The 26192-nt window shown below is 61.8% G+C and carries 19 protein-coding genes; 12 read left to right on the forward strand and 7 right to left on the reverse strand.

The features are described 5' to 3' along the window. The first annotated feature begins 382 nt into the window (after nt 1-382). On the forward strand, nt 383-1735 hold the full coding sequence (locus tag NPS46_RS04320) for a hypothetical protein (protein ID WP_274105172.1): 1353 nt from the start codon (nt 383-385) through the stop codon (nt 1733-1735). Nucleotides 1736-2050: 315 nt separating this feature from the next. Here the strand turns inward: NPS46_RS04320 and NPS46_RS04325 are convergent, their stop codons facing one another. The 4 genes from NPS46_RS04325 to NPS46_RS04340 all read right to left on the reverse strand — a co-directional run bounded on the left by NPS46_RS04325 (nt 2051) and on the right by NPS46_RS04340 (nt 7740). Then, nucleotides 2051-2629, reverse strand: coding sequence for a hypothetical protein (locus NPS46_RS04325; RefSeq protein WP_274105173.1), 579 nt, complete (start codon nt 2627-2629; stop codon nt 2051-2053). A gap of 237 nt (nt 2630-2866) precedes the next feature. After that, the gene (locus NPS46_RS04330) at nt 2867-5308 is read right to left on the reverse strand and encodes a glucose/quinate/shikimate family membrane-bound PQQ-dependent dehydrogenase (RefSeq protein WP_274105174.1); all 2442 of its coding nucleotides are present in this window, start codon (nt 5306-5308) and stop codon (nt 2867-2869) included. An 87-nt stretch (nt 5309-5395) separates the two neighbouring features. Beyond that, a complete protein-coding gene (locus tag NPS46_RS04335) occupies nt 5396-6724 on the reverse strand; it encodes a carbohydrate porin (protein WP_274105175.1) in 1329 nt (442 codons plus the stop codon). A gap of 134 nt (nt 6725-6858) precedes the next feature. After that, the gene (locus NPS46_RS04340) at nt 6859-7740 is read right to left on the reverse strand and encodes a LysR family transcriptional regulator (protein WP_274105176.1); all 882 of its coding nucleotides are present in this window, start codon (nt 7738-7740) and stop codon (nt 6859-6861) included. 128 nt (nt 7741-7868) lie between these two features. Here NPS46_RS04340 and NPS46_RS04345 point away from each other — a divergent pair, with 128 nt between their 5' ends. The 4 genes from NPS46_RS04345 (at nt 7869) to NPS46_RS04360 (ending at nt 12824) form a co-directional block, all read left to right on the forward strand. After that, on the forward strand, nt 7869-9293 hold the full coding sequence (locus NPS46_RS04345; RefSeq protein ID WP_274105177.1) for a mechanosensitive ion channel family protein: 1425 nt from the start codon (nt 7869-7871) through the stop codon (nt 9291-9293). A gap of 118 nt (nt 9294-9411) precedes the next feature. Next, entirely contained in the window at nt 9412-10038 is a 627-nt protein-coding gene (locus NPS46_RS04350; RefSeq protein WP_274105178.1) for an antibiotic biosynthesis monooxygenase, read from the forward strand. Nucleotides 10039-10064: 26 nt separating this feature from the next. After that, the gene (locus NPS46_RS04355; protein WP_274105179.1) at nt 10065-11903 is read left to right on the forward strand and encodes an amidohydrolase; all 1839 of its coding nucleotides are present in this window, start codon (nt 10065-10067) and stop codon (nt 11901-11903) included. Between the two features lie 198 nt (nt 11904-12101). Beyond that, a complete protein-coding gene (locus NPS46_RS04360; RefSeq protein ID WP_274105180.1) occupies nt 12102-12824 on the forward strand; it encodes a pirin family protein in 723 nt (240 codons plus the stop codon). A 65-nt stretch (nt 12825-12889) separates the two neighbouring features. Here the strand turns inward: NPS46_RS04360 and NPS46_RS04365 are convergent, their stop codons facing one another. Further along, entirely contained in the window at nt 12890-13714 is an 825-nt protein-coding gene (locus tag NPS46_RS04365) for an NYN domain-containing protein (protein WP_274105181.1), read from the reverse strand. Nucleotides 13715-13837: 123 nt separating this feature from the next. After that, nucleotides 13838-14488 (reverse strand): hypothetical protein, encoded by a 651-nt coding sequence (locus NPS46_RS04370; protein WP_274105182.1) that lies wholly within the window; start codon nt 14486-14488, stop codon nt 13838-13840. Between the two features lie 250 nt (nt 14489-14738). Between NPS46_RS04370 and NPS46_RS04375 the strand changes: the two genes are divergently transcribed. Further along, nucleotides 14739-16676, forward strand: a complete 1938-nt coding sequence (locus tag NPS46_RS04375) for an alkaline phosphatase D family protein (protein WP_274105183.1) — start codon at nt 14739-14741, stop codon at nt 16674-16676. Nucleotides 16677-16682: 6 nt separating this feature from the next. Here NPS46_RS04375 and NPS46_RS04380 read toward each other — a convergent pair whose 3' ends face one another. After that, complete coding sequence (locus NPS46_RS04380; protein ID WP_274105184.1) at nt 16683-17597, reverse strand: LysR substrate-binding domain-containing protein; 915 nt, start codon at nt 17595-17597, stop codon at nt 16683-16685. A gap of 208 nt (nt 17598-17805) precedes the next feature. Between NPS46_RS04380 and NPS46_RS04385 the strand changes: the two genes are divergently transcribed. From NPS46_RS04385 to NPS46_RS04410, 6 genes are all read left to right on the forward strand, one after another. After that, nucleotides 17806-19389 carry an amidohydrolase gene (locus tag NPS46_RS04385; protein WP_274105185.1) on the forward strand — a complete coding sequence of 528 codons (1584 nt, stop codon included), beginning with the start codon at nt 17806-17808 and terminating at the stop codon, nt 19387-19389. Nucleotides 19390-19517: 128 nt separating this feature from the next. Then, on the forward strand, nt 19518-20318 hold the full coding sequence (locus tag NPS46_RS04390) for a transporter substrate-binding domain-containing protein (protein ID WP_274105186.1): 801 nt from the start codon (nt 19518-19520) through the stop codon (nt 20316-20318). A gap of 54 nt (nt 20319-20372) precedes the next feature. After that, a complete protein-coding gene (locus tag NPS46_RS04395) occupies nt 20373-21911 on the forward strand; it encodes an amino acid ABC transporter permease/ATP-binding protein (protein ID WP_274105187.1) in 1539 nt (512 codons plus the stop codon). 248 nt (nt 21912-22159) lie between these two features. Then, nucleotides 22160-22690, forward strand: coding sequence for a sigma-70 family RNA polymerase sigma factor (locus NPS46_RS04400; RefSeq protein ID WP_274105188.1), 531 nt, complete (start codon nt 22160-22162; stop codon nt 22688-22690). A gap of 2 nt (nt 22691-22692) precedes the next feature. Beyond that, entirely contained in the window at nt 22693-23652 is a 960-nt protein-coding gene (locus tag NPS46_RS04405; protein ID WP_274105189.1) for a FecR domain-containing protein, read from the forward strand. Nucleotides 23653-23766: 114 nt separating this feature from the next. Continuing rightward, entirely contained in the window at nt 23767-26190 is a 2424-nt protein-coding gene (locus NPS46_RS04410; protein WP_274105190.1) for a TonB-dependent siderophore receptor, read from the forward strand. The last annotated feature ends 2 nt before the right edge of the window (nt 26191-26192 follow it).

Below are 26192 nucleotides of genomic sequence, written 5' to 3' on the forward strand. Positions count from 1 at the left end.
CGAGGGCATCAACAATCGCTGACTACATTCAGACCTTCCTTAGAGCCCTGGTCATCCGGATTTAATTCGCCAGCATTCAGATCGGCTTCTCGAGATCTAGCGTCTACGTTCAGACCCACACAAAGGCCGGCCGGGCAAATGTGAAGCGTCTGAAGTTGCAGTAATGCCGGTTAACAGTGCTGCCTTTGCATCAGGACGACTGGATTTGGAGGCGCTGATGCCCTATCGGTCGCCGAGTGCGTACGGTTCGTTAGCCTTATATCGATCCATTGCCTAGCTTAAGGCAAATTTTGCTAAAAAAAAGACTTTGTATATCTGTGCTCCCAAATCGGAGCAGAGTAACGTTGTAGCGCTGCCTATAAGTTAGAAGTTGAAAACACTTATGAAAAAAATATTATTGAATGCACTCAGTGGAGTAGCGTTATTAATCGCAACCTACTCTTCAGCGGTGAAGGCCGATTCATGGGATTATCAAAAAGCCTATTCTTACTCTACTTCATTCGAAGAAAGACCTGATTGGATGCGAGTGATTCCTGATCATGTGCCGATTTTAAGTCTTGCCTTGCCGGGAACTCACGACTCTGCCTCCACGCTTAGTAATACAAACCATAACTGGATTGCGGCAACTCAGCGTTTACCTATATCCGATCAGCTTCAAGCAGGCATAAGATACTTGGACTTTAGATGTAATTTAACGGGAGGCAAGCTTAAGCTGTTTCATGGGATAGTCGGCCTCGGAAGTACTTGCAAGGCTGAACTTGAAAATGTCATTTCTTTCCTTGAGCAGCACCCCTCTGAGGTTGTCTTTGTTCACGTTAAACAAGAAGAGTCGGATTATCCAAATCTCGAATACGGCAATGCGTTTTATGCGATGATTGATCAGCTGGATCAAAGCCGGATTTGGAGGCGTGCTCGCCGGAGTGATGATAATCCAGCATTAGGAGATGTGAGAGGAAAAATTGTTTTTTCGCAGCGTTTTGACGAGCGGCGAGCAATTGCATTGGTCTATAAACATCAGTACGCAATACTCGATCACTACGAATTCAATAGCAATTGGGACTTATACGAACACTGGGAGGAAATCAAAAAAGTCATGGAAGAACTCGCGTCATCTGTACATCCCTCTGCGATAAGCATAGTGGGATCGGGCGGCTCGTTTCCGTATTTTGTCGCAAGCGGCCGTACCTCTCCTGAAGGACCACATCTGCTAACCGGCTTGACGACACCGGGCTGGTCATCTAGCTATCCCGATTTCCCGAGAGGCTCTTGTTTGGGAACATTGTGCAGCATCTACTTTTCCGGGTTAAATGAATTAGTAGCATGGTATTTAGATAACAATGAATTCTCTTTTAAAGGTGTGGTGTGGGCAGACTTCCCAGGGCCAGCACTTATTCAGGCGGTCATTGATAAAAACGCGATGCTTTGGAAGTCTCAGGATTCATCAGGCGATGCCGCGACTTCAAAAAAAGGGGATATTTATGTGTACAATAACCCTTACACCAAAACACGCGACTATTTCGAAGCGCGACGAGAGGGCCCATATGGCTATTTCCCGACAAACCAAACAGATAATGATAACTGGAAATATTTAGGGCATGCATTCCCTTACAAGAAAAAGTTAAGTGCCCATGAGGAATATTATCGTAGCTTTTGCACGGAAATTTATTATCCAGAATGGGTTCCACAAGGCCGGCGGCGAGCTGTTTACGAAAATATTTGTGAGCCTTATAAATAGATGGCGAGTGAATGGTTTGGCCTTGTTTCTGCCATGAAGAACGTGAGGTTAGTTTTTTACTAGTCCTCTTTTGAAGTGAGCGTTGTTTGGTTTAGGGTTGGTCTGAAGTAGTTCAGTGAATCTTGATGCCTTTGTGTAGGGATTAAAACCGCTGGCTTGGTCAAAAATCAGGCCTTACCCGCGCCAACTCATCGTGTCGCTGCTTTTCAATACGCTTTTCCCTTGGCTTGCAAGGGGTCTAGAAAATCCGGGGCGATTCACTCAGCCCCAAAGAAACCGGCCACTTGAGCCGGTTTTTTTGTGCCTGGCAAACCCCTAGCGCGACGTTTTGACTTCGAGCACCTCGGTGAAAATCGCGTCGACGGTCTGGCCGACCTTGAGCTTCTGCATACGGGCCTGAAGTTCCGGGTCCTCCACTTTGACCACCCGTACCTGGCCTTCTGGCGGCATCAGGGTCACCTCATGTTTTTTCAAATCAATATGGGTGATCTTCGAGGTGACTTTGACGCGCCGAATGCCCTCCCCACCCGGGTTGGGATTGTCCTTGGTGGCGCGTACCGTCATGGATTCCTCACTGATACCGGGTGCACCACCGACTTCGGTGTCGAGGACGTAGGCGATGGAACGAATGGCATGGATCTCGACCTTATCGCCGACTTTCAAGTTGTGCAGGGCCTTGGCCTTATCCGTGAGCTGGATCACGACCGGGCTCTTGTCGACGCCTTCCACGGTCACTTGAAAGTTGCCCGGATCAACGGACAGCACTTGCGTGACAAACTGGCCCTCCAATGCACTGCCCGCGATCGGTATCTCGGCGGCCTGCACCGCAAAACTCGCCGTGGATAGCATGGATACAAGGGCAACAGCATGGGCCAAGGCACGGGTCGCATTCATCAGTCTGATTTCCATATGAGGGCTGGCTATGCAGCACGGCGCGCACGGGACAGGCGCATTGCGTGAAGCATAGCCAGTGAACGCAATGCTGCCCGGTGGAAAGACGCAAAGCGCGGCCGGCACTTATCCACAGCCCGCGTGGTGACCAGCCTTGGCCGAGATTGCGCCGCATAAAAAAACGCCCGATGCACTGCACCGGGCGTTCTGCGTAAAGCCGGCCGCTATCGACCGCGCGCGCTACTTCTTCTCAGGCAAGGCATAGGCGATCACATAGTCGCCACGATCCGGCGACTGGCGTGCGCCACCGGCCGTGATCACGATGAACTGCCGGCCGGTTTTCGGCGAGACAAAGGTCATCGGCCCGCCCTGGCTACCCACGGGCAGGCGGCCTTTCCAGACCTCCTTGCCGGTGTCGCGATCAAAGGCGCGCAGGTAGTAGTCACCCTGAGCGCCGGCGAAGAACACCAGGCCGGACTGGGTGGCGAGGGTCGGGCCCAGGGTCGGCATGCCGATCGGGATCGGCAGGCGCATCTTGATCCCCAGCGGGCCGGTGTCCTGGACCGTACCGACCGGCACCTGCCAGGCAATCTGGCGGGTCTTCAGGTCGATGGCGGTCATGGTGCCGAAGGGCGGCTTCTGGCAGGGCACGCCCAGCGGCGACATGAAACGCTCGCGCATGGCCCCGAATGGCGTGCCTTCCTGAGGGACGGCGCCCATTTCGATACCGCTGGCGTTCTTGGGCATCTTGTCCCGCGGGATCTGGTAGTTGGCCAGCCCCAGGCGCATATCGTTGACGAACATATAGCCGGTGGTCGGGTCGACCGAGACACTGCCCCAGTTCATCCCGCCCAGAGAGCCCGGCATCTGCAGCGAGCGATCCAGCCCCGGTGGCGTGTAGACACCCTGATGGCGCATGCCGGCGAATTCGATGCGGCAGAGCAACTGGTCAAAGACCGTCGCGCCCCACATATCCGACTCTTTCAACTGCTGATTGCCGATCTGCGGCATGCCCACCGAGAACGGCTGGGTCGGCGAATAACGCTCGCCCTCGACATTACCCTGGGGCACCGGCAGTTCCTTGACCTCGGCAATGGCCTTGCCGGTTTCCCGGTTGATCATGAAGATCATGCCCTGCTTGGTGACCTGGATCAGCGCCGGTTGGGTCCCACCGTTTTCATCGGGAACGTCATACAGCAGTGGTTGGGCCGGCAGGTCGAAGTCCCACAGGTCATGGTGCGTGGTCTGGAAGACCCAGCGCGGGCGACCGGTCTTGACCTCGACCGCGACAATCGAAGAGCCGTATTTATCATCCAGCTCGGTGCGGTAGCCCGCCCAGAAGTCCGGGGTGGCATTGCCGGTCGGCAGGTAGATCAGGCCCAGCTTCTCGTCGTAGCTCATGGCCGACCAGACATTCGGCGTGCCGCGCGTGTAGGTCTGCCCTGCTGGCGGACGTTGGGTGATGTCGGGGTTACCCGGGTCCCAGGCCCAGACCAGCGCGCCGGTGTGGACATCGAAAGCACGCACCACACCCGGCGGCTCACCGGTGGACCAGCCATCGGCCACACGGCCACCGACCACCACCAGATTGCCCGCCACCAGCGGCGTAGAGGTCTGGCCGTAGTAGCCCGGCTTGACTTCACCCATATCGACGGTCAGATCGACCACGCCCTGATTGCCAAAATCGGCACACGGCGTACCGGTTTCAGCGTCCAGTGCCACCAGGCGCGCGTCGATAGTCGGCAGGAAGATCCGGCCCTTGCAGCTCGAACCGGTGTGCAGCGGCTCAGGGCTGGCCACGGCCGTAACCGTCACGCCCTGCGGCGTCGGGCTGTTGACCGCGCCTGCGGCAGCGGTCGTGGTCGGCACGGCTGCATCGCCGTAGTAGGCCAGGCCCCGGCAGCGCTGCCAGCTGGGTGCGCTGGCCTTGGGGTCGTAGCTCCAGCGCTGCTTGCCGCTGTCGACATCCAGGGCGAAGACCTTGCCGTAGGCGCTGCAGGTGTACAGCGTATCGCCGACCTGCAACGGGGTGATCTGGTCTTCGGCACCGGCGCCGGTGCTAACCGGCATATCGCCATGGCGGAAGGTCCACGCCACCTGCAGGTCGTTGACGTTGTCCTTGTTGATCTGCTCCAGCGCCGCGAAGCGCTCACCCTTGGTCGAACTGCCACTCCAGTGGCTCCAGTCGGCCGGCTGGCCAGCGTCCGCCAATGGCGTCACCGTCGGCTTGCCCGTGGCTTTGATCACCGGGGTGTTGACGAACATATTGGCGAAGGTGACGGCCGAACCGATGATCAGCACCAGTGCCACCCCGTAGGCGCCACGCCCACTCGGCTGGCCTTTGTAGCGCTGCAGCAGCGGATAGATCAGTGCCACCACAATGGCAATGACCGCCAGGACGAACAGCCGCGAAACCAGCGGCCAGAACTCCAGGCCGGCATCGACCACGGCCCAGCCGAAGGAGGCGAGAAACACCAGGCCAAACAGCCAGGCGCCCTTGGGCTCGCCCTTGAAGATCAGCAGGCCGGAAACCACGATGGCGATCCCGGCAACCAGGTAGTACCAGCTCCCGCCCAGCGACACCAGGTAGGCCCCGCCGCCCGCCAGCACCAATCCGACCAGTGCGATCAATATCCCGATCACCGAGGTGATCCAGGGCCTTTTCAACAGTGCGTTACTCATGGGCTTGTGCCCCTCCACATGACTGACACCTAGAGGCTAGGCGTTAGTTTGAAAAATGTCGGTCGATTGCGCTTGCACACGCGAGTTTTACAGCACGATCTTCGCTTGCAGGCCGAAAACCAGTGCATTGTCCAAGTCGGTCCCGTAGAACGCGCCCGGCTCGAGGATGTATTGCACCGAAGGCCGCAGCACCAGCCACGGCGTCACCTGGGCGCCGTAGGTCATTTCCACGAGACCTTCGCCACTGCTCAGGTCCGGGAAGTCCCGGCCACGGTCGAGGGCGGCCTGCTCCTGCACCGCACGGCTGCGGGCGTTGAACACGGCACGGCCGTAGCCGATGGCAACCGTGTCGTGTTCACGGCTGGCGAACGGCTTTTTCAGGACCAGCCCGCCCGAGTACCAGCGCCGAAACGGCGACGCGGCCGCACTGGCGTTGGCAAACTGGCCGAACAGATGCAGCGTGCGGCTCGGGTCAGCGGTGGATTTCCACACCGTTTGATCCATCAGCACATAGGAACCCTCACGCCCCGCGACCTCTTTACGGCTGCCGATACGCGGCGCATTGGAGGTGTCGTAGTAATAACCCACGCGGTACTCGCCCGGATGTTCGCCCAAGCGGTTGTAAATCAGCTCCAGCGGCAGGACATTGCCGGTGGTGTCCTTGGGCGTGATGTGCCACGCACGGCTGGAGTTGCCATTACTGGCCGCATCGACCTTGAAGGCTGCGACCTGTAGCGCCAGGTTCGGGTTGAAACGGTACTTGGCCAGCGCCCCCAGATGAGCATTGGGATAGTTGCTCCAACCGCTGCCGCCGGACATGGACAAGGGATGCCCGCAAAAACCGGCGTTCATAAAGTTGCACAGGACCCCGCTGCTCAAGACACCCACATCATTGCCCATGGCCATATAGCCGAGCTTGACCTCAAGGTCCTGGGTAAACAGGGTGTTGGCGTAGCTCAACTCCGTCAGGCGCGTGTAGAGGCCGCCGTAGTTTTCCTGGATCGGCAGGCGGTTGCCGACCAGATCCTCCGAACCGCTATTGCCACGGCGGTCGTTGATGGTCAGTTGGACCTTACCGGCGTGGGGCTGCGCCAGCAGTTTGTCCAGGTCGAACTGCGCGCCCAGCTTAATGTTCTGCGAGTAACGCGCCCCCCGCTGCTTGCCACCGTCAGCGTTGTAGACGGTTTCACCGCTGTAGTCGCCGGTGATTTTAATGCCCTCTTCCAACAACTGGCTGCGGGCGCCCGCCCAATCGCCGGTCAGGGTCGAACGTGATAACCCGTCTTCGGCATAGGCACCCACCAGCGGGAACGCGGCCAGGGTGGTGGCGAAGATCAACCGGGAAAGGGCACGGGGAGCGCGTTGGCAGGAGGGTGTTGCCGGAGGAAACGAATGCAGATCTTTCAACCAATACATCAAGAACGGACCAGGTAGTTAATTTTAAACTCGGTAGCAAGCTTATCATTTAAACCACTGAATCTGGCGAGAAAACCAGTCACGGTGTTTCTGTAGGACCGGACCGGCTCCTACAGCGACAAAGCGACTGATCTTCAGTCCGCCAACCGCTCACGCAGAAACTCGATCAACGCCTGCACCGGCCGCGATGCCTGGCGATGCTGTGGATAAACCGCCGACAGGGTCAGGGGCTCGGGCTGGAAGTCTTCCAGTACCTTGACCAAGCGCCCGTCGCGCAGCGCATCACCGACAATAAAGGTGGGCAGGTAGGTCACCCCCAACCCGGCCATCGCCACCTCTTTGAGCAGTTCGCCATTGTTGGCCCGCATACGCCCCGCTACGTGCACATTCAGCGGCTTGCCCTTGACCTGAAAACGCCACTGCACCTGGCGTCCGTGTCCATAGGGCAGGCAGGCGTGATTTTTCAAGTCTTCGGGTTTTTCCGGAACACCCTGGCCGGCGAGATAGTCGGGGCTCGCGCAGTAAACCCGCTCGATCGTAGCGATACGCCGAGCGATCAGGCTGGAGTCTTCGAGTACGCCAATGCGCAGCACCAGGTCATACCCTTCGCTGATCAGATCCACCGGCCGGTCGCTCAGGTCAACCTCCACCGACACCTCGGGGTAGCGCTGCAAAAACTGCGGCAGCAGGCATCCCAGATGGGCCAGGGCAAAGGACAGGGGCGCACTCAGGCGCAGGGTCCCGCGCGGCTCGCTGTTCTGCCCGGCGATGCCCTGCTCCACCTGCTCGACTTCACTGAGCAGGCGCAACGCCGACTCGTAGTAGCTCTGCCCCAGCGGCGTGACATCCAGGCGCCGGGTCGAGCGGTTGAGCAAACGCACGCCCAGGCGCTCTTCGAGTTGCATCAGGCGGCGGCTGATAAATTGCTTGGACAGGCCCATCTGGTCGGCCGCCGCAGTGAAGCTGCCGGATTCCATGACCTGGCAAAAAATACGCATATCTTCAAAGGGGTTCATTGTCACTTCCCGGTTGACAGTCAAACGCTTTATAGCGGCTTTTTCCCCATCAGGCACCTGATTAGTCTGTACTCCGTTGGCCATCACGCCGACCACGCGCCAGAACCCATCGCCCCTGTGGAGCCGCCATGAGCCTGTTGACCCATCCGTTGCTGTTCTGGAGCGCCTGCCTGCTGCTGGTGGACGTGCTGCTCTGGCATCTCGCGCCCTTCACTCAACGCCTGCCCCGGGTCAGCCTGCGGCTGGTGCTGTTCATGGTCTACAGCGCGCTGATCTTCAATGTCGGGATCAGCCCGTTGCAGGCTCAGTCCTGGCCGGACAATAACGTGCTGCAACTGGCCGCCACCGCGCTGGCGATTATCTGGTGGATCTACGCCGCCCGGGTGCTGACCGAATTGCTCGGCCTGATCCTGATGCGGCGCATCGGCCATAGCGGGCGCCTGCTGCAAGATGTGATTGGCGCCCTGGTCTTCCTGATCGCTGTAGTCGCTGCGGCCGGCTATGTGCTGGAGCTGCCGGTCAAAGGCTTGCTGGCCACTTCCGGGGCCATGGCGATCATTGTCGGCCTGGCGCTGCAAAGCACCTTGAGCGATGTGTTCAGCGGCATCGTGCTCAACACCACCAAGCCCTACCAGGTCGATGACTGGATCGTGATCGATGGCGTGGAAGGCAAGGTGCTGGATATCGACTGGCGTGCCACGCATCTACTGACCAGCAGCGCAAGCACTGCGGTGATTCCCAACTCGGTGGCGGCCAAGGCCAAGCTGCTCAACCTGAGCCGCCCCAATGACCGCCACGGCGTCTCCATCAGCATCCAGGTGCCCAACCTGATTCGCCCGCAGCGCGTGCTCGATGCCCTGGAGCGCGCCCTGCAGGGCAGCAACAGCCTGCTGCTCGAACCGGCGCCCAAGGTGCTGCTCAAGGAAGCCGGCGAAGCATTTTCCGAATATGTGGCCACCGGGTTTATTGCCGAACTGGGCCGCAAGGGCCAGGTGCGCAATCAGCTCTTTGACCTGGCGCACCGGCATCTGGAGGCCGCGGGTATTTCCCGGCACACCGATGCGCTGAACGAACCCATCGCCAGGGCGCGCAGCCTGCTGGACGAAGTGAAGATTTTTCGCGCCCTCGACAAGGCCGAGCGCGAGCAGGTCGCCCAGGCCATGAGCCCGCGTCAGTACAGCGCCGGCGAAGTGATCCTCGATCTCAATGAAGTGCCCGATACGCTGCTGGTGATCGGCACCGGCGTGGTCAGTGTGAGCGTGCCCGATGGCAACCGCATGATCGAAGCCGGACGCATGGGCCCCGCCGAGGTGATGGGCGAACAGAGCATCCTGGCCGACACCCCGTCCCAGGCCCGCTTCACCGCACTGACCTCATGCATCGTCTACCGGCTGGACAAGGCCCTGACCCGCGACTGCATGGCCCAGCGGACAGACGTCGGCAAGGCCCTGAACAAGCTCCAGGCCGTACGCCAGCAAAGCAGCCATGCCTTGCTGAACCGCCCGGCGACGCCGCGCAAAGGCGGCTTTCTCAGTTGGCTGCAAAAAAGCTGAAACCGCTTACCCACCATCCTTAGGCACGGCTTCGCTCGCGAACACCCGAGAGCCCTCAACCCTTGCATGACCCGAAACGACCCAAGCTCGCCCAGGGCCTTTTATGGAGTACCCCAACATGTCGGAACCCACCCGTACGCTGAAAACCACCCCGGACGAGGTCGTCACCCTCGTGGTCAGGCATCGGATCAAGGCCGGCCAGGAAACCGCCTACGAGGCCTGGCTGCGCCGAATCGTGCGGATCGCTGGCCAATGGCAGGGCCATCTCGGTGTCGATGTGGTGCGCGGCAAACACGCCGGCCTGACGCTATTCACCTGCGTGCTGCGCTTCAGTTCAACCCAGGCCATGCAGCGCTGGCTGGATTCGTCCCAACGCCTGGAATTGATCAACGAAGCCGCGCCGATGCTGGCCGATGGCGACCAGACTGAAGTCGCACCGCTCAACGAGTTCTGGTTCGCGCCGTTGGCCGACGCCGCCACACCGCCTGCCCGCTGGAAACAGGCCACGGTCACCCTGCTGGTGATCCTGCCGCTGACCCTGCTGGTGCCGCTGTTCTGGAAGCCGATCCTGCAACTGCACCCCTGGCTGTCGAATTACCTGGTCAGCACCTTTGTCATCACGCTGACCATCGTGCTGTTGGTGGTCTACCTGCTGATGCCGGCGGCCACGCGCCTGTTCGCGCCCTGGCTGCAGGCCTCACGTAGCCATACCCACCTGGAACCCGACGACAGCCGCCAAGGCTGAGCCTTCCTCCCCCTGGAGAACCTGCGATGAACGCCGATCTGATTCTGTTCAATGGCCGTATCCATACCGTCGACCGCGAAAAGCCCCAGGCCAGTGCCGTGGCCATCAGCCAGGGCCGGTTTGTCGCGGTGGGCACCGAGGCCGAGGCCATGGCCTGGCGCGGCAGCGCCACCGAAATGATCGACCTCAAGGGCCGCACGGTGATTCCCGGCCTCAACGACTCCCACCTGCACCTGATTCGCGGCGGCCTGAACTACAACCTGGAACTGCGCTGGGAAGGCGTGCCCTCCCTGGCCGATGCCCTGCGTATGCTCAAGGAGCAGGCCGAGCGTACGCCCACCCCGCAATGGGTACGGGTGGTGGGCGGCTGGAACGAATTCCAGTTTGCCGAAAAGCGCATGCCGACCCTGGCCGAACTGAACCAGGCGGCGCCGGACACCCCGGTGTTCGTCCTGCACCTGTATGACCGCGCGCTGCTCAACCGGGCCGCCCTGCGAGCCGCCGGTTATACCCGCGATACGCCCAACCCGCCGGGTGGCGAGATTGTCCGCGACCGCTACGGCGAACCCACCGGCATGCTGGTGGCACGGCCCAATGCAATGATCCTCTACGCGACCCTGGCCAAGGGGCCGAAGCTGCCGCTGGAATACCAGGTCAACTCCACACGCCAGTTCATGCGCGAGCTCAACCGCCTGGCGCTGACCAGCGCCATCGATGCCGGGGGCGGTTTCCAGAACTATCCCGACGACTACGCGGTCATCGAACAACTGGCCCGCGATCAGCAATTGACCGTGCGCATCGCCTACAACCTGTTCACCCAGAAACCCAAGGAAGAACTGACCGACTTCAAGCACTGGACTAGTAGCGTCACCCTGCACCAGGGCGACGACTATCTGCGCCATAACGGCGCCGGAGAAATGCTGGTGTTTTCGGCCGCCGACTTCGAGGACTTTCTCAAACCGCGCCCCGACCTGCCGCAAACCATGGAACAGGAGCTGGAGCCGGTGGTTCGCCATCTGGTGGAGCAGCGCTGGCCCTTTCGCCTGCACGCGACCTACGACGAATCGATTTCGCGCATGCTCGACGTGTTCGAGAAGGTCAACCGCGACATCCCCTTCAATGGCCTGCCCTGGTTTTTCGACCATGCCGAAACCATCAGCCCGAGCAATATCGAACGCGTCCGGGCACTGGGCGGCGGGATCGCGATCCAGGACCGGATGGCCTTCCAGGGCGAATACTTTGTCGAGCGCTACGGCGCCAAGGCCGCCGAGGCAACGCCACCGATCCAGCGCATGCTCGCCGAAGGCGTGCCGGTCGGCGCCGGCACCGATGCGACCCGGGTGTCGAGCTACAACCCCTGGACAGCGCTGTACTGGATGGTCAGCGGCCGCACCGTCGGCGGCCTCGAGTTGCACGCCGAAGGCCTGCCCCGGCTGACCGCCCTGGAACTGTTCACCCACGGCAGCGCCTGGTTCTCCAGCGAGCAGGGCAAGAAAGGCCAGATCAAGGTCGGGCAACTGGCAGACCTGGCCGCCTTGTCGGCGGACTTTTTCAGTGTCGAGGAAGAAGCGATCAAACAGATCGAAGCGGTGCTGACCGTCGTCGGTGGCAAGGTAGTGTATGGCGCCGACGAGTTCGAACCGCTGGCCCCGCCCAGCGTGCCGGTGCTGCCGGACTGGTCGCCGGTGGTCAAGGTGCCCGGGCACTGGCGACCTGGATCCGCGTTCCAGGCCCAGGTCCATCAATGCAGCGGCGCCTGTGCTGTGCATGCCCATAGCCATGAGCGGGCACGTTTGTCGTCGGTGCCGGTCAGTGACTTCCAGGGCTTCTGGGGCGCGTTCGGCTGCTCCTGTTTTGCCTTCTAGCCCTTGATGCCGAAGACCGCCCTGTAGGCGCGAACACGCGCGCTCTTACAGGGCAACCGGCCAGGCACATTGTCAACTCACTAAGGACAAACAATCCGGATTCATCTACTTATTGTTCACCACGATAACCATTAATCTTCTTTCACCCCCGGAGCACGGCCGATTGCGGCGACGCTCCCCCCGATTGGAGAAGACCCCATGCTCACCCTTCGCAAAGCTTCGGAACGTGGCGCGGCCAATCATGGCTGGCTCAAGTCGTTCCATACGTTCTCGTTCGCCAACTACTGGGACCCGGCCCAGCAGGGCTTTTCCGACCTGCTGGTGATCAACGACGACCGGGTCGCCGAAGGCAAGGGATTCGGCCAGCACCCACACCGCGATATGGAGATTTTCTCCTACGTGCTCGAAGGTGCCCTGGAACACAAGGACACCCTGGGCACCGGTTCGGTGATCCGCCCCGGTGACGTTCAGTTGATGAGCGCCGGCAGTGGCGTGGCCCACAGCGAGTTCAATCACAGCCACCAGGAGCCGGTGCATTTCCTGCAGATCTGGATTGTCCCTGAAGTCGGCGGCGCCCAACCGCGCTATCAGCAGGAACACTTCAGCCCGGCGCAGAAACGCGGGCGCTTGCAGTTGATCATCTCGCCGGAGGGCGCCGAGGGGTCGCTGAAGGTGCGCCAGGATGCGCGGGTCTATGCCGGTCTGTTCGATGCAAGCGAAAGCGCCACGCTCACTCTGGATGCCGGACGCTACGCCTATATCCACCTGGCGCGCGGCAACCTGACGGTCAATGGGCTGCGCTTGCAGGCCGGCGATGGCGTGCGGGTGCGCGATGAGCGCGAACTGCACCTGAGCGCAGGTGAAGACGCTGAAGTGTTGATCTTCGACCTGCGCCCACAGGAACTGCCGCAAATGCCTTGAGCCTCTCGACAGCGGCCTATGCCCAAGCATGGGCCGCTGTCGTTATGGCCGCCCCATGATCCGCTCTAGCGCCCCTGGGACTCATGGGGCCGATGCTTATTGCGCACATACAACACGCCACTGCCGGTGGACGTGGCGCCTCGGGTTTCCAGTTCAAACCATTTGCCCTGGCTGCGGATCAGGCCACTGAGCTTGGTGTGGCCATAAAGCCGCGAGTCGAAATCCGAACGCAGCTTGCTGATGTTAGTCCCCAGTGCACCGAGCTGGGCCCAGCCGTCTTCATCGGCAATGTCGTCGAGAATCTTGGCGATAAATTCCACCGGCACTTTCGGCTGCCTGGGCGTCACGCTGGCGGTGGGCTTTTCCGTCCCGGCCTGAGGGCTCGCCGGGCTGGCCACCTTATCGCTGGCCACTGGCGCTTCGTGCACCACCTCGGCCCGCAGGATTTCGGTGTAGATAAACTTGTCGCAGGCCGATACGAACGGCTTGGGCGTCTTCTCTTCACCAAAGCCGTACACCGTCATGCCTTCCTCGCGCAGCCGCGCCGCCAGCCGGGTGAAATCACTGTCGCTGGAGACCAGGCAGAAGCCATCGAAACGTCGGGTGTACAGCAGGTCCATCGCATCGATGATCAACGAGCTGTCGGTGGCATTCTTGCCTTTGGTATAGGCGAATTGCTGGATCGGCTGGATCGAGTGTTCCAGCATCAGTTTCTTCCAACTGCCCAATTGGGGAGAGGTCCAGTCGCCGTACATGCGCTTGACGCTGGCGATGCCGTACCGGGCAATTTCCTCGAACAGGCCTTCGACGATGGCGGCCTGGGCGTTGTCCGCATCGATCAGTACCGCCAGGTGTTTCTGCTGACTGGTGGAAAGCGCCTTGCTGGCCATGATTCTTCCTTGGGAAATGGCCGCGGACCTGCCTGGGCTGGTCCGCAGCTCTGGGAGACAAGACGAAGCTACGCTTGCGCCAGGCATCGCGTCCAGTCCCGGCCGCCAATGCGACGCGGGCTGTCAGCCCTTGAAGCGCACTTCGAAAATCGCCACGGCCAGGGGTTTGTCGGTCATTTCAAATGCCGTGTTCATCCAGCGGTCGATCACCTGGTAGCGCCCCAGGCGATAACTGACGCCATGGCGCAGGTGCTTGACGCTCTTGCGATCACGCTCCTGCCTGGCGAGCATTTGCGCCAGTTCTTCTTCGCTGCGCCGGGTCGTGAAGACCAGGTAGTTGGTCTCCAGCCGCGCGCCCGCGCGCACGGTTTCGCAGACATACGCCAGACGCACCAGGTCCTCCAGCAAATCCCCATGACGCGAGCCGCGCTTGAACTCCACGACGTGGGCCGGCACATCACGACGGCCGGTGCGCAACACCAGGTCGAAGCGGCCATTGCCGCGCAGCTCCTTGTCCTCCAGCAAGCGCTCGATGGCCCGGGCTGGCACTCCCCCATCCGCCAGGGTGCCCTTGACCGAAGCTTCCAGGCGATAACCGAAATTTATAAAGTGCGTCGCAAAGTACTCCGCGACATTCGTCGCCAGGAAGAACTCGGGCATCCGGTTCAGCGGGCAATGGCTATGCTGGCGGGCTTTCTTGTTGGCCTCGATCAAGGCTTCAACCATGGCGTCGAGACGGTTTTCAGGGGAGGATTTACGCGATTCTTGCGACAAGACGAAGCTCCTGGACAAAGGGGATGGGCACGACCAGCGGGTAGACCTGCCGGAATGCGCCCACCAGCTTAACGGCAATAATGGCTCATTAACATCATCGCGCCCGCATCAAGCCCCTTGGGCAAATTCGGCGCTAGCCAGTCAATACGACCCGGGAAACGGCGCCATCAACCCTCACCGGCTCACAAAACACTGACATCTGTTGCGTTACCCTACCCGGTCAACTTTGCCCTGGAGCTTCGCGCCACCCATGCCGCAACCGCTGCCCACTCTGCCTCCCGTTCTTGCTGGCCCGCTGTTGCGGCGCCTGACGCCCACGTGCCTGGTGTTCTGGCTGGTGGGTTCACGCCCGTTGGCGTTGCGCTTGCAGTTGAGTTTCCGCGAAGGCGACGCCACGCCCACCCGGCTCGAGTTCCCGCTGGGCAGCGAACACTGCCAGGTGCTGCCCGTCGGACGGCACGCCTTTGTCCACCTGCTCGAGGTGCCGATCCCCGACCCGGCACTGCCCCAGGACACACCCATCGCCTATGACCTGCTGGTGGTCGGCGATAACGGCGAGCTGTCGGGCATCGCCGACTGGGCGCCCCACCTGCTCTATGGCGACGCCCGCTCGCCAGACTTTGTCCTGGCCAGCCGCATCGGCAATCTGCTCCATGGTTCCTGTCGCAAGCCACACCATCCGTCCGCCGACGGACTGCTGTGCATCGACCGCCTGCTGGCAGATACGCCACCGCCCACGCAACGGCCAGCCCTGTTGATGATGAGCGGCGACCAGATCTACGCCGACGATGTGGCCGGGCCCATGCTACGGGCCATCCATGCGCTGATCGCGCGCCTGGAGTTGTTCGACGAGACCCTCGACGGCGCCGTGGTCCAGCAGAGCGCGGCGCTCTACCAGCACCCCGCCAGCTACTACCACCGCGCCGAGTTGCTGCCAGCCCTGAAAAGCAACGAAAGCCTGCGCGAACGGTTTTTTGGTGGGGTCAGCAAACCGATCTTTACCAGCAGCACCGCCGACAATCACCTGGTGACCTTTGCCGAGGTTCTGGCCATGTACCTCCTGGTCTGGTCCCCCGTGCCCTGGACCCTGATCGACCCGCAGCCGCCAACCCTGACACCCGCCAGGCAGGCCCGCTATCAGCTCGAACAGCAGCGTATCGACGCCTTTGTCGAAGGCCTCGGCGGTGCGGCTCGGGTCCTGGCCCATCTGCCCAGCCTGATGATTTTCGATGACCACGATATAACCGATGACTGGAACCTCAGCGCGCAATGGGAGCAGACCGCCTACGGCCATCCGTTTTCCCGCCGGATTATCGGCAACGCCCTGCTCGCCTACCTGCTGTGCCAGGGTTGGGGCAACAACCCCGAGGTCTTCGGCGAACTGACAGGCCAGTGCCAAGCCCTGGGCGAGGCCGCGTTGGCCAATCAGGGCGCACTGGACGCCAAGCACCAGGATGGCCTGATCGAGCAACTGCTGGCTTTCCAGCACTGGCACTACGTGCTGCCCACCACTCCGGCCCTGGTGGTGCTGGACATCCGCACGCGCCGCTGGCGCAGCGAATTCAACCTGAGCCAACCTTCGGGGCTGCTCGACTGGGAGGCGCTGTGCGAGTTGCAGCAGGAACTGCTCGACCACCCGTGCGCCATCATCGTGTCACCGACCCCGGTGTTCGGCGTCAAGCTGATCGAGGCGGTGCAGAAGGTCTTCAGTTGGTGCGGTTATCCCCTGCTGGTGGATGCGGAAAACTGGATGGCCCATCGTGGCGCCGCCCAGGTGATCCTGAATATTTTCCGCCACTCGCGCACGCCGGGTAACTACGTGATTCTGTCCGGCGACGTGCATTACTCCTTTGTCTACGACGTGCTGATCCGCCATCGCAGCGCTGGCCCGAAGATCTGGCAGATCACCAGCAGCGGCATCAAGAATGAGTTTCCCCATCGCCTGCTGGCGTGGTTCGACCGCCTCAATCGCTGGCTCTATTCGCCGCGCTCACCCCTCAACGGCTTCACCCGGCGGCGCACCATGCGCGTGATCCCGCATATTCCCGAACACGCCGAAGCGGGCGAACGGCTGTGGAATTCGGCCGGGGTCGGCCAGGTGTTTTTCAATGCCCAGGGCCAACCCTCGACCATCTACCAACACAACGCCAATGGCGCGCCACCGACGCGCATGCTCGAACCGCAGTAGCCCGGTTCAGCGTCCGTCCGCTGCCGCACTCATGTTCGGTGTGGTGGCCGGCACCCGCTCCTTGAGCCAGCGGCTAAAGGCCTGGACCACCGGCCGCTCGCCCTTGAGGCTGTCGCACACCAGGTAGTAACCACGGCTCGACTCGATGGACATCTCGAACGGGCGCACCAGCAGGCCGCGGGTCAGCGCATCACCGCACAGCAGATTATCGCCAATGGACACGCCCTGGGCGGCGATGCAGGCGGAAATCGCGCAGTTGGCATCGGTGAACAACACCCCGGCCGTGGCATCGATCCCGCTGGCACCCACGGTGGCGAGCCAGGTTTTCCAGTCTGCGTAGTCATTCATATGCAGCAGGGTGTGGGCCGCCAAGTCCGCGGCATGCTTGAGGCCTTTCTTGGCGTTGATCAGCCGCGGGCTGGCCACGGGGAAGTAATGCAGGGCAACGATCTGCTGCACCAGTTGATGGGGCCAGTCACCCGCGCCATAGGCGATAAACAGGTCGACTGCCGGATCACTGGTGTCATCCGTGGTGCGCGGCGACACCACCTGCAATTGCACATGGGGGTATTGCTGGAGGAAGTCGCCGATATGCTGGCACAGCCAATAGTTGGCGAAACCCGGGTTGCAACTGACGCACAGGCGCCCGCTGACCTTGTGCCCGGCAAACCGCCGCTCGGCCTCCTGTACACGGCACAGAATCATGTGCACCTCATGGGCATATCGCTCGCCTTCGTAGGTGAGCTTGATGCCACGGCCATCGCGCTCGATCAGCGGGACGCCGAGTTTTTCCTCCAGATTGTGCAAGCGATGACTGATGGCGCTACGGGTCAGGCTCAACTCGGTCGCGGCCGCTGAAACACTGCCAAGACGGGCCACTGCATCGAGGGCACGCAAGGCGGTCATGGACGGAAAGCGCATGCCGGGGCTCCTTTTCTTCTTGTAATGGGCGCCTTCTACAGGCTTGAGGCAAGGCCGAATAGTGAAACTATTTGGCCTGTGCCCGCCAACTTTTTTCGATTGTTATTCACCCCCCTTCCTCAATACTGGACCCACCCGGCAGACCAGAGGCGCACTGGCTCCAGCGGGTCCTGAACGACAAAAACAAAAAGTATTCGAGGACATCTCCATGCAGCCCCAACAACAATTCGCCGTGGATTGGATCACCCGGCATCGCGCCCAACTGTCCCAATGGCACCAGACCATCTGGCACTTCGCCGAGCCGGCCTTTCGCGAATACAAATCCTGCGCCTGGTACGTCGACCTGCTGCGTCGCGAAGGCTTCGACGTCGAGGAAGGCAGCGGCGAAATGCCCACCGCCTTCTGCGCGACCTTTCGCAATGGCGACGGCCCAGTCCTGGCCACCTACGCCGAGTACGACGCGGTGCCCGGCAACTGCCAGGCCGCCACGACCCGTAAGATGCCACGCGATGGCCTGTCCAAATTCGCCCCCGGGCACACCGACCCGCATTCGGCCCTGGGCATCAGCGCCCTGGGCGGCGCCTTGGCCGCGAAGGCCGCGATGCTCGAATTCGGCCTCAAAGGCACCCTCAAGTTCTTCGGCGAGCCGGCGGAAAAGCTCCGGGCGTCCAAGCCGGTCCATGCGGCCAAGGGTTACTACAACGATCTCGACGCGGCCATCAGCTTCCACCCCACCTATATGCTGCCGCTGAACAACACCACCACCTGGGACACCCACTGCGGCATCGCCTACGCCTATATCTATACCTTCACCTGCGAAGACCCGCAGAACTGGATCGCCGCCGATAAATACAGCCCTATCCCGCAGAACCACCTGGCGGCCCGGGCGCCGGGGGCCAACGACGCACTGGTGCACTTCTACACGCTCAACGAGAGCCTGCGCCGCTCGACGCTGCCCTTTACCGGGTTGTGGAGTTTCAACGAAGCGATCCTGACCGCCGGCCAGGCCACCGCCGACAACTTGCCGCCCCATGTGTCGCAGATCCAGTACCTGCTGCGTTGCGACTCCATCGAGCAAGCCGAAACCATTTCCCAGGTGATGGACAACAACGCCACGGCCACCGCCCTGGCCACCGGTTGCCAGTGGAAAAAGACCTGGATCTGCAAGTCCCGTGGTGGCCTGGCCAACCATGCGCTGGCCCAGGCGACCTACGACAACCTGGCCCGGATCGGCGCACCCCGTTGGGGCGCCGACGCCATCGCCATTGCCCAGGAGATCCAGAGCAACCTGGCACTCGAGCCCATGGCCGAGCCCTTCCTGCCGGCGACCGAAGCCCTGATCACGCCCCAGGAATGCGAGCGGCAGATGCGCCTGCAAATGCCGGCCTGGCAGAAATACCTGACCTCCGACGACTACCCGGAATACACCTGGCATTGCCCGACCGTACGCCTCTATGTCGCACGGCCGATGCTCAGCGCGCCGGCCGGCTACACCTACCCGGACTGGGTCTCCAATGCCCTGGGCGGCATCCCTGAAACCATTGATCCGATGATCGACGTGGCGGCCAAGACCATTGCCAGCACCCTGGTCGAACTGTTCGCCGACCCCGACCTGCTGGGCACGGCGCAGCGCGAGTTCAACGAGCGTACCGGCGGTGGTATCGGTGGCGAACACTGGCAAGCCCCGCTGCTACCGGCCGACTTCCAGGTGCCGCACCGTTTCCGCTGGCCGGAATACATCAGCACCGTGCGCGGCGAAGAGTGGTGGATCCCGGCGCGGGACGACGAGTAACCCGCCCCGACCGCCCCCGTGCAAGCGCCAGCTCGCTGGCGCTCAACCCCCTGGTAATCACTGCCCCGGCAGCGCCCCGCTGCGCCACTACCGGGACGGCCACGCCCGATATTTTTGGAGCCCTCATCATGCCTGCCCCGACCATCGGCTTTACCCGCATTGCCCTGCTCACCGCCGCCCTGCTGTGCAGCACCCAGACCCTGGCCGCCGTCACCGGCACCCCAGGCGTGCTGAAGATCGGCATGGAAATCACCTACCCACCGTTCGAATCCTATGACGGCGACAAGATCATCGGCTCCGACCCGGACCTGATCGACTCCCTGGCGCGCTTTCTCGAACTCAAGCCACAAATGATCGATACCAAGTTCCCCAACCTGATCATGGGCCTGAATGCCGGTCACTACGACGCGATCATTTCCGGCATGTACATCACCCCCGAACGTGAGGCCCAGGCCCAGGCGATTCCCTACGCCCAATCGGGCGCCTCGATCCTCGCGCCCAAGGGCAGCACGCTCAAAGCCTCAACCCCGGAAGACCTCTGCGGACACAAGATCGGCCTGCTGCAATCGAGCCTCTGGGTCGGCAAGTTCCGCCAGCTCTCCAGCGACTACTGCGTGCCCAACAACAAGGGCGCGATCACCGTGAACGAATACCCCAACTCGCCGGAAGTCACCCAGGCACTGATGTCGCGCAATATCGAGGCCCAGGTGGAAATCAGCGGCGCCGCGCGAATGATCGTCGAACGTACCGGCGGACGCGTGGTGGTGATCTCGGAGAAAAACGTCTACCCGCAGACCCTCGGCATCTATGTGAAAAAAGGCAACGAGGCGACCTACCAGGCCCTGCTCAAGGCCCTGGCAAACAGCCGGGCCAATGGCGAACACGCGGCGATCCTCAAGCAGTACAGCCTCGACGACATCCCCCAATAATCGCTTCACGCCCTGGAGGGCGTCCTTGCAAAAGGCCGCCCGTGCGAGGTTTCCATGCAATTTGACTGGACGTACTTCTTCTCGCTGTTTTCCATGCCGGCGTTCTGGCACGCCTGCCTGGTGGTGATCGAGCTCAGCGCGTTGAGCTGGGCCATCGCCCTGGTACTCGGCTTTGTCCTGGCCTCGGCCAAACTGTCGAAAAATCGCTTCTTGAACGTACCGGCCTCGGCCTATATCTGGTTTTTCCGCAGCGTGCCGCTGCTGGTGCTGGTGGTGTTCGTGTACAACGCTCCGCAGCTGTTTCCGTCTGCTGGCGGTGTGCTGCAAAACCCCTTCTACTCCGGGCTGATCGCGCTGGTGGTCACCGAAGCGGCCTATATGGCCGAGATCCATCGCGGCGGCCTGATCGCCGTACTCAAGGGCCAGCGCGAAGCCGGCCGGGCCCTGGGCATCGGCGCCCTGGGCATCGAACGATTGATCGTGATCCCCCAGGCCTTCCGCATTTCCCTGCCGACGCTGATCAACGAGTACATCACGGTGGTCAAGCTGACCTCACTGATCTCGGTGATCTCCCTGACCGAAATCCTGACCGTGGGCCAGCGCCTCTATGCGCAGAACTTCCTGGTGATGGAAACCCTGCTGGCCGTGGCCGTGTACTACGTGCTGATCGTCACCGTGTTCGGCCAATTGCTGCAGTGGCTTGAGCACTACCTCGACCCGAACCGGCGCAACGCCGGCACCCTCGACAACGCAGGCACCGCCGCACTGCGGGCCCAGGCCGCAACGGCGGCGAACCGCGCCAAGACTGGCGTGCCAACCGGTGGCGCGGCACTGCAACTGCGCAATATCCACAAAAGCTATGGCGAGCATCAGGTCCTCAAGGGCATCGACCTGCAGGTCGAGCCCGGCCAGGTGATCTCGATTATCGGCCCTTCGGGTTCAGGCAAAACCTCATTAATCCGCACCATCAATGGCCTGGAAAGCATCGACCAAGGCACGATCCAGCTGTTTGGCGCCGACTTTATCGGCCCGCGGGACAAGCCCAACACCGCCCGTATCCGCCGTGGCGTGCGCAGCATTGGCATGGTTTTCCAGAATTTCAACCTGTTCCCCCACCGCACTGTGCTGGACAACATCGGCCTGGCACCGCGCTTTCACGGCGAAGCCAAACGCCTGAGCAACCGCTGCGCCTACGGGCTGCTGGACAAGGTTGGCCTGCTGGCCCACGCGCACAAATACCCGCATCAATTGTCCGGCGGCCAGCAACAACGGGTGGCGATTGCCCGGGCGTTGGCCATGCAACCGCACATCATGCTCTTCGACGAACCGACCTCGGCCCTGGACCCCGAGTTGGTGGGCGAAGTGCTGAATGTGATCCGCGCCCTGGCCAGCGAGGGCATGACCATGGTGATCGTGACCCATGAAATGGACTTTGCCCTGTCGATCTCCGACCGGGTGATCTTTATGGAAGATGGCAAGGTCCGGCTCGATGCCGCCCCGCACACTATCCGCCACGATCCGAGTGGCGAGCGGGTACGCAAATTTATGGGGCTGGCGCCAGCCTGCCCCACCGAACCGGCCCTGACCCACTAACCGCAGGCCGACCGACTGACAAGCGAGGCCCCTCACCACCGCACGCGTGGCAGGCTCAAGGCTCGGCGCCCTGAGCCTGTGGCGTGTACGCGCTGTCATCCCTGCCTGCTCTCCTCGCGACAAGCCCCCGCCGAAACGGTGCCCCTGCCAGGCCACGGCGAAACCAGCACCGGGTAGTGGCCCCTTGCCCGGCATGGAGCAAGCCCTCTAGAATGATAATACTTCCCATTTGAAACAGTGAATTCGTCATGCCGAGTCACGATCCCGTCCTGCGCGAGCAGGTCAGCCAGATCTACCAGGAGCAGCATCGGTGGCTACAGGGCTGGCTGCGCCCCCGGGTGGATTGCCATCACCTGGCAGCCGATCTGGTGCAGGACGTGTTCGTGCGTATTCTCGGCACGCGCGATGCGTCCAGCAAACTGAAGGCCGTACGCGAGCCCCGTGGCTACCTGGCGACCATTGCCCGGCGCATGATGATCGATCACTTTCGCCGTCTGCGCCTGGAACGGGCCTGGCTGCAAGCCCTGGCTGAACAACCCGAGGCGCTGGATATTTCCCCGGAAAGTCGGCTGATTCTTCTGGATACCCTGTGCGAACTCGACGCCATGCTTGCGGCACTGGGCGACAACGTACGCCAGGCGTTCCTGCTCTCGCAGTTGGAGGGCATGACCTACAAGGCCATCGCCGAAACGCTCGATGTCTCGCTGATAACGGTCAACCGCTATATCGCCAAGGCCGTCCAGCATTGCCTGCTCTACAGCCTCAAGAACGAGCTTTGAAAATGCCGGCGATCAGCGCAGAACAAATGGCCGCCCTGGAACAGGCCGCCCATTGGTACACCCGGCTCAATGCCGAGACCGCGACCCAAGACGATCAACTGGCCTGGCACACCTGGCTCAATGCCGCGCCACAGCATGGCTGGGCCTGGCAGCAGGCCGAGCGTTTGCAACAACGGCTGCAACGGGTCCCCGGCCCGCTTGCCGAGCGGACCCTGGATCTGGCCACCCGCGAGCGCCGGGCCAATCGCCGGGGCGTGCTCAAGGGGCTCGTCATCCTGGTCGGCGGCAGTAGCCTGGGCTGGGGCGGTTATCGCCAGGTCCGTGATGGCCCCTGGCTGGCCGACTATCACAGCCGCCTGGGCGAACGGCGACCGGTCTTGCTGGCAGACGGCAGCCGATTGCTACTCAATAGCGACAGCGCGGTGGATATCCGGTTTGACGCGCAGCAACGCCTGGTACGTCTCAAGCAGGGAGAAGTCCTCATCACGACGAGCACTGACTCACTGCACCGCCCTTTCAGCGTACAGACCCCCCAGGGCCTGGTCCGCGCCCTGGGCACACGTTTTTCGGTCCGCGAACAGGGGCCCGACACACTGGTTTCAGTCTTTGAACACCAGGTACACATCACCACGACCCAGGGCGATACCGCCCTTCTGTCAGCCGGCCAGGGCTGTCGCTTCAACGCTTACGGTATCCAGGCACCCACCGTGCTCGACAGTGCCAGCGAGGCCTGGAGCCGGGGCCTGTTGATTGCCAATGACCAGCGCCTGGATACCTTTATCGCTGAACTGGCGCGCTATCGCCGGGGCTGGCTGCGTTGCGACCCGGCCGTGGCAGGGCTGCGGATCAGCGGGACCTTCGAGATCGATGACAGCGAACAGATCCTGCGGGCCCTCGCCGGCTCCCTCCCGATTCGTGTGGTGCAACGCACGCGCTACTGGGTCACGCTACTGCCGGCCTGAAGCTGGGCCCGGAGAAAAAAGTCTTTCGGCCAATGATATTTATTCCCGTTCTCGTTCGACTTATGGGAAACGGCCTAACGATAAGGCCTGGCAACCCGACGAGAACGATCATCCATGACCGCACCACGCCGACCTTCGGCTCCCTACACCCGCTACCTGCCACCGCTGCGCCGGGCCCTGCTCTGCAGCGCCTTTATGCTGCCCCTGGCACTTCCTGCCGTGGCGCAAGAGCAGCTCTACCATCTAGTTCAGGCCGATCTGGGCCAGGTCTTGACCCGCTTTGCCGCCGAAGCCGGTGTGGTCCTGTCGTTCGATGCCAGCCTCACCCGGGGCCGCCACAGCCCGGGCCTTGAAGGCCGCTACAGTGTCGACGACGGGCTGCGCCAATTGCTTCGCGGCAGCGGCTTGCAAGCCATACGTGAAAGCGATGGACGCTACAGCCTGGTGCCCGCCGTCGAAACAGGCGATGCACTGGAGCTCGGCGCCACCACCATCAACGGCCAAGCACTGGGCGCAACCACCGAAGACTCCGGTTCCTACACCAGCGGCCCCATGCAGACGGCAACCAAGCTGGCCCTGACGGCGCGACAGACACCCCAGTCGGTGTCCGTGGTCACCCGCCAGCGCATGGACGACCGAGGCATGCAGACCCTGCACGACGTGGTCAGGGACACCCCCGGCCTGACCCTGTCCAACGACGGCCCCGAACGCCCGACGTATTACGCTCGCGGCTTCAGCGTCGACAACATTCTCTACGACGGACTGCCCACCACCGTCTCCCACTACACCGCCCGCGACACCATTGCCGCTGCCGACACCGCCATGCTCGACCGGGTTGAAATCGTCCGTGGCGCCACCGGTTTGATGACCGGCTCGGGCAACCCCTCGGCGGCCATCAACCTGGTGCGCAAACGCCCGACCAAGGACCCGCGCGTCAGCCTCAGCGCCAGTGCCGGCACCTGGGACAACTACCGCGGTGAACTCGATGCCTCCAGCGCCCTCAATGCCAACGGCACGGTCCGTGGCCGGGCCGTGACCAGCTACCAGACCCGCAACAGCTTCCAGGATGTCGTCCACAAAGAGCACAGCCTGTTCTACGGCATCGGGGAAATCGACCTGACGGATTCGACCCTGCTGACCTTCGGTGCCTCGAACCAGAACCTCAACAACCGCACCGCCTGGGGTGGCGTCCCAACCGCCAGCGACGGCCGTGACCTGAAGCTGTCGCGTTCAACCTACCTGGGCAACGACTGGGGTCGCTGGGATCAGGACAACAACAGCGTCTTCGCCGAGTTGGAGCAACGCTTTGACAACGACTGGAAGCTGCGCCTGGCGGCGACCAAGCGCTGGGCCAAGCTTGACCTGTTGGCCTCCTACGCCACCGACGGCGGGAACAACACGTTCAACCAGATGACCGGGAAGTTTCGCTATGAAAACGACCAGAGCAGCTACGACCTGTTTGCCACCGGCCCCTTCCAACTGTTCGACCGCGAGCACGAGCTGGTGGTGGGCGCCAGCCATCGTCGCGAGTCCTTCGAGGGGCATGGCACGACCGTACTAACCGCGACCAATATCGACATCTACAACTGGAACCCCCATGTAGTCCCCAAACCCACGGTTAACATGAACGCCTGGGGGATGCAGACCGAATCCGAGCAAAGCGGCACCTATCTGACCGGCCGCTTCAGCCTGGCCGAGCCCCTGCACCTAATCCTCGGCGGTCGCCTGGACTGGTACGACTACAAGATCGACACCACCGGTTTGACCACCCGGTATGACAAGGTCACGCGCAATCTCACCCGCTACGCCGGGCTGATCTACGACCTCAACGAGACCTACTCGGTGTATGTCAGCTACACCGACATTTTCAGCCCGCAAGGCGTGGTCGACACCAGTAACTCACCGATCGAGCCCATTACCGGTAAAAACTACGAAGCGGGCATCAAGGGTGAGTTCTTCGAGGGCGCGCTCAATGCCAGTGCCGCGGTGTATCGCATCGACCAGGAAAATCGCGCCTCGGTCACCAACATCGGCTGCATGGCGCCGGCGGGCACCTCCTGCTACATCGCCTCGGGCAAAGTCCGCAGTGAAGGGCTGGAGCTGGAGGTCAACGGCGCACTGACACCCAACTGGCAGTTGGCTGCCGGCTATACCTACAACTCGGCCAAGTACCGCAAGGATGCCGTGGCCAGCAATGAAGGCCGACTCTTCAACAGTGACCTGCCGCGTCATCAGTTCAAGCTGAACACCACCTACACCCTGCCAGGCGAACTCCAGCGCTGGCGCGTCGGTGGCGGCCTGAGCAGCCAGAACACCACCTTCAACCAAGGCAGCGGCTACCGGATCGAACAGGAGGGCTACACCCTGGTGGACCTGATGCTGGGCTACAAGGCCTCGGAACAGCTCGACCTGCGGCTGAACGTGAACAACGTGTTTGATAAAAAGTACTACCAGAGCATCAACAGCAATACCTGGAACGCCTTCAATGTCTATGGCGACCCACGTAATGCCATGCTCTCGGCCAAGTACAGTTTCTAGTC

Origin of the sequence: Pseudomonas putida, from assembly GCF_028682395.1 — a bacterium.
In the GTDB taxonomy this organism is placed as follows: Bacteria; Pseudomonadota; Gammaproteobacteria; order Pseudomonadales; family Pseudomonadaceae; genus Aquipseudomonas; species Aquipseudomonas putida_AB.

Coding starts and splice junctions, on each gene's coding strand:
- NPS46_RS04340 (WP_274105176.1), bottom strand. CDS start 7,740: ATGAACCCCTTTGAAGATATGCGTATTTTTTGCCAGGTCATGGAATCC.
- NPS46_RS04385 (WP_274105185.1), top strand. CDS start 17,806: ATGCAGCCCCAACAACAATTCGCCGTGGATTGGATCACCCGGCATCGC.
- NPS46_RS04360 (WP_274105180.1), top strand. CDS start 12,102: ATGCTCACCCTTCGCAAAGCTTCGGAACGTGGCGCGGCCAATCATGGC.
- NPS46_RS04410 (WP_274105190.1), top strand. CDS start 23,767: ATGACCGCACCACGCCGACCTTCGGCTCCCTACACCCGCTACCTGCCA.
- NPS46_RS04345 (WP_274105177.1), top strand. CDS start 7,869: ATGAGCCTGTTGACCCATCCGTTGCTGTTCTGGAGCGCCTGCCTGCTG.
- NPS46_RS04335 (WP_274105175.1), bottom strand. CDS start 6,724: ATGTATTGGTTGAAAGATCTGCATTCGTTTCCTCCGGCAACACCCTCC.
- NPS46_RS04395 (WP_274105187.1), top strand. CDS start 20,373: ATGCAATTTGACTGGACGTACTTCTTCTCGCTGTTTTCCATGCCGGCG.
- NPS46_RS04400 (WP_274105188.1), top strand. CDS start 22,160: ATGCCGAGTCACGATCCCGTCCTGCGCGAGCAGGTCAGCCAGATCTAC.
- NPS46_RS04320 (WP_274105172.1), top strand. CDS start 383: ATGAAAAAAATATTATTGAATGCACTCAGTGGAGTAGCGTTATTAATC.
- NPS46_RS04390 (WP_274105186.1), top strand. CDS start 19,518: ATGCCTGCCCCGACCATCGGCTTTACCCGCATTGCCCTGCTCACCGCC.
- NPS46_RS04365 (WP_274105181.1), bottom strand. CDS start 13,714: ATGGCCAGCAAGGCGCTTTCCACCAGTCAGCAGAAACACCTGGCGGTA.
- NPS46_RS04330 (WP_274105174.1), bottom strand. CDS start 5,308: ATGAGTAACGCACTGTTGAAAAGGCCCTGGATCACCTCGGTGATCGGG.
- NPS46_RS04405 (WP_274105189.1), top strand. CDS start 22,693: ATGCCGGCGATCAGCGCAGAACAAATGGCCGCCCTGGAACAGGCCGCC.
- NPS46_RS04325 (WP_274105173.1), bottom strand. CDS start 2,629: ATGAATGCGACCCGTGCCTTGGCCCATGCTGTTGCCCTTGTATCCATG.
- NPS46_RS04350 (WP_274105178.1), top strand. CDS start 9,412: ATGTCGGAACCCACCCGTACGCTGAAAACCACCCCGGACGAGGTCGTC.
- NPS46_RS04355 (WP_274105179.1), top strand. CDS start 10,065: ATGAACGCCGATCTGATTCTGTTCAATGGCCGTATCCATACCGTCGAC.
- NPS46_RS04380 (WP_274105184.1), bottom strand. CDS start 17,597: ATGCGCTTTCCGTCCATGACCGCCTTGCGTGCCCTCGATGCAGTGGCC.
- NPS46_RS04375 (WP_274105183.1), top strand. CDS start 14,739: ATGCCGCAACCGCTGCCCACTCTGCCTCCCGTTCTTGCTGGCCCGCTG.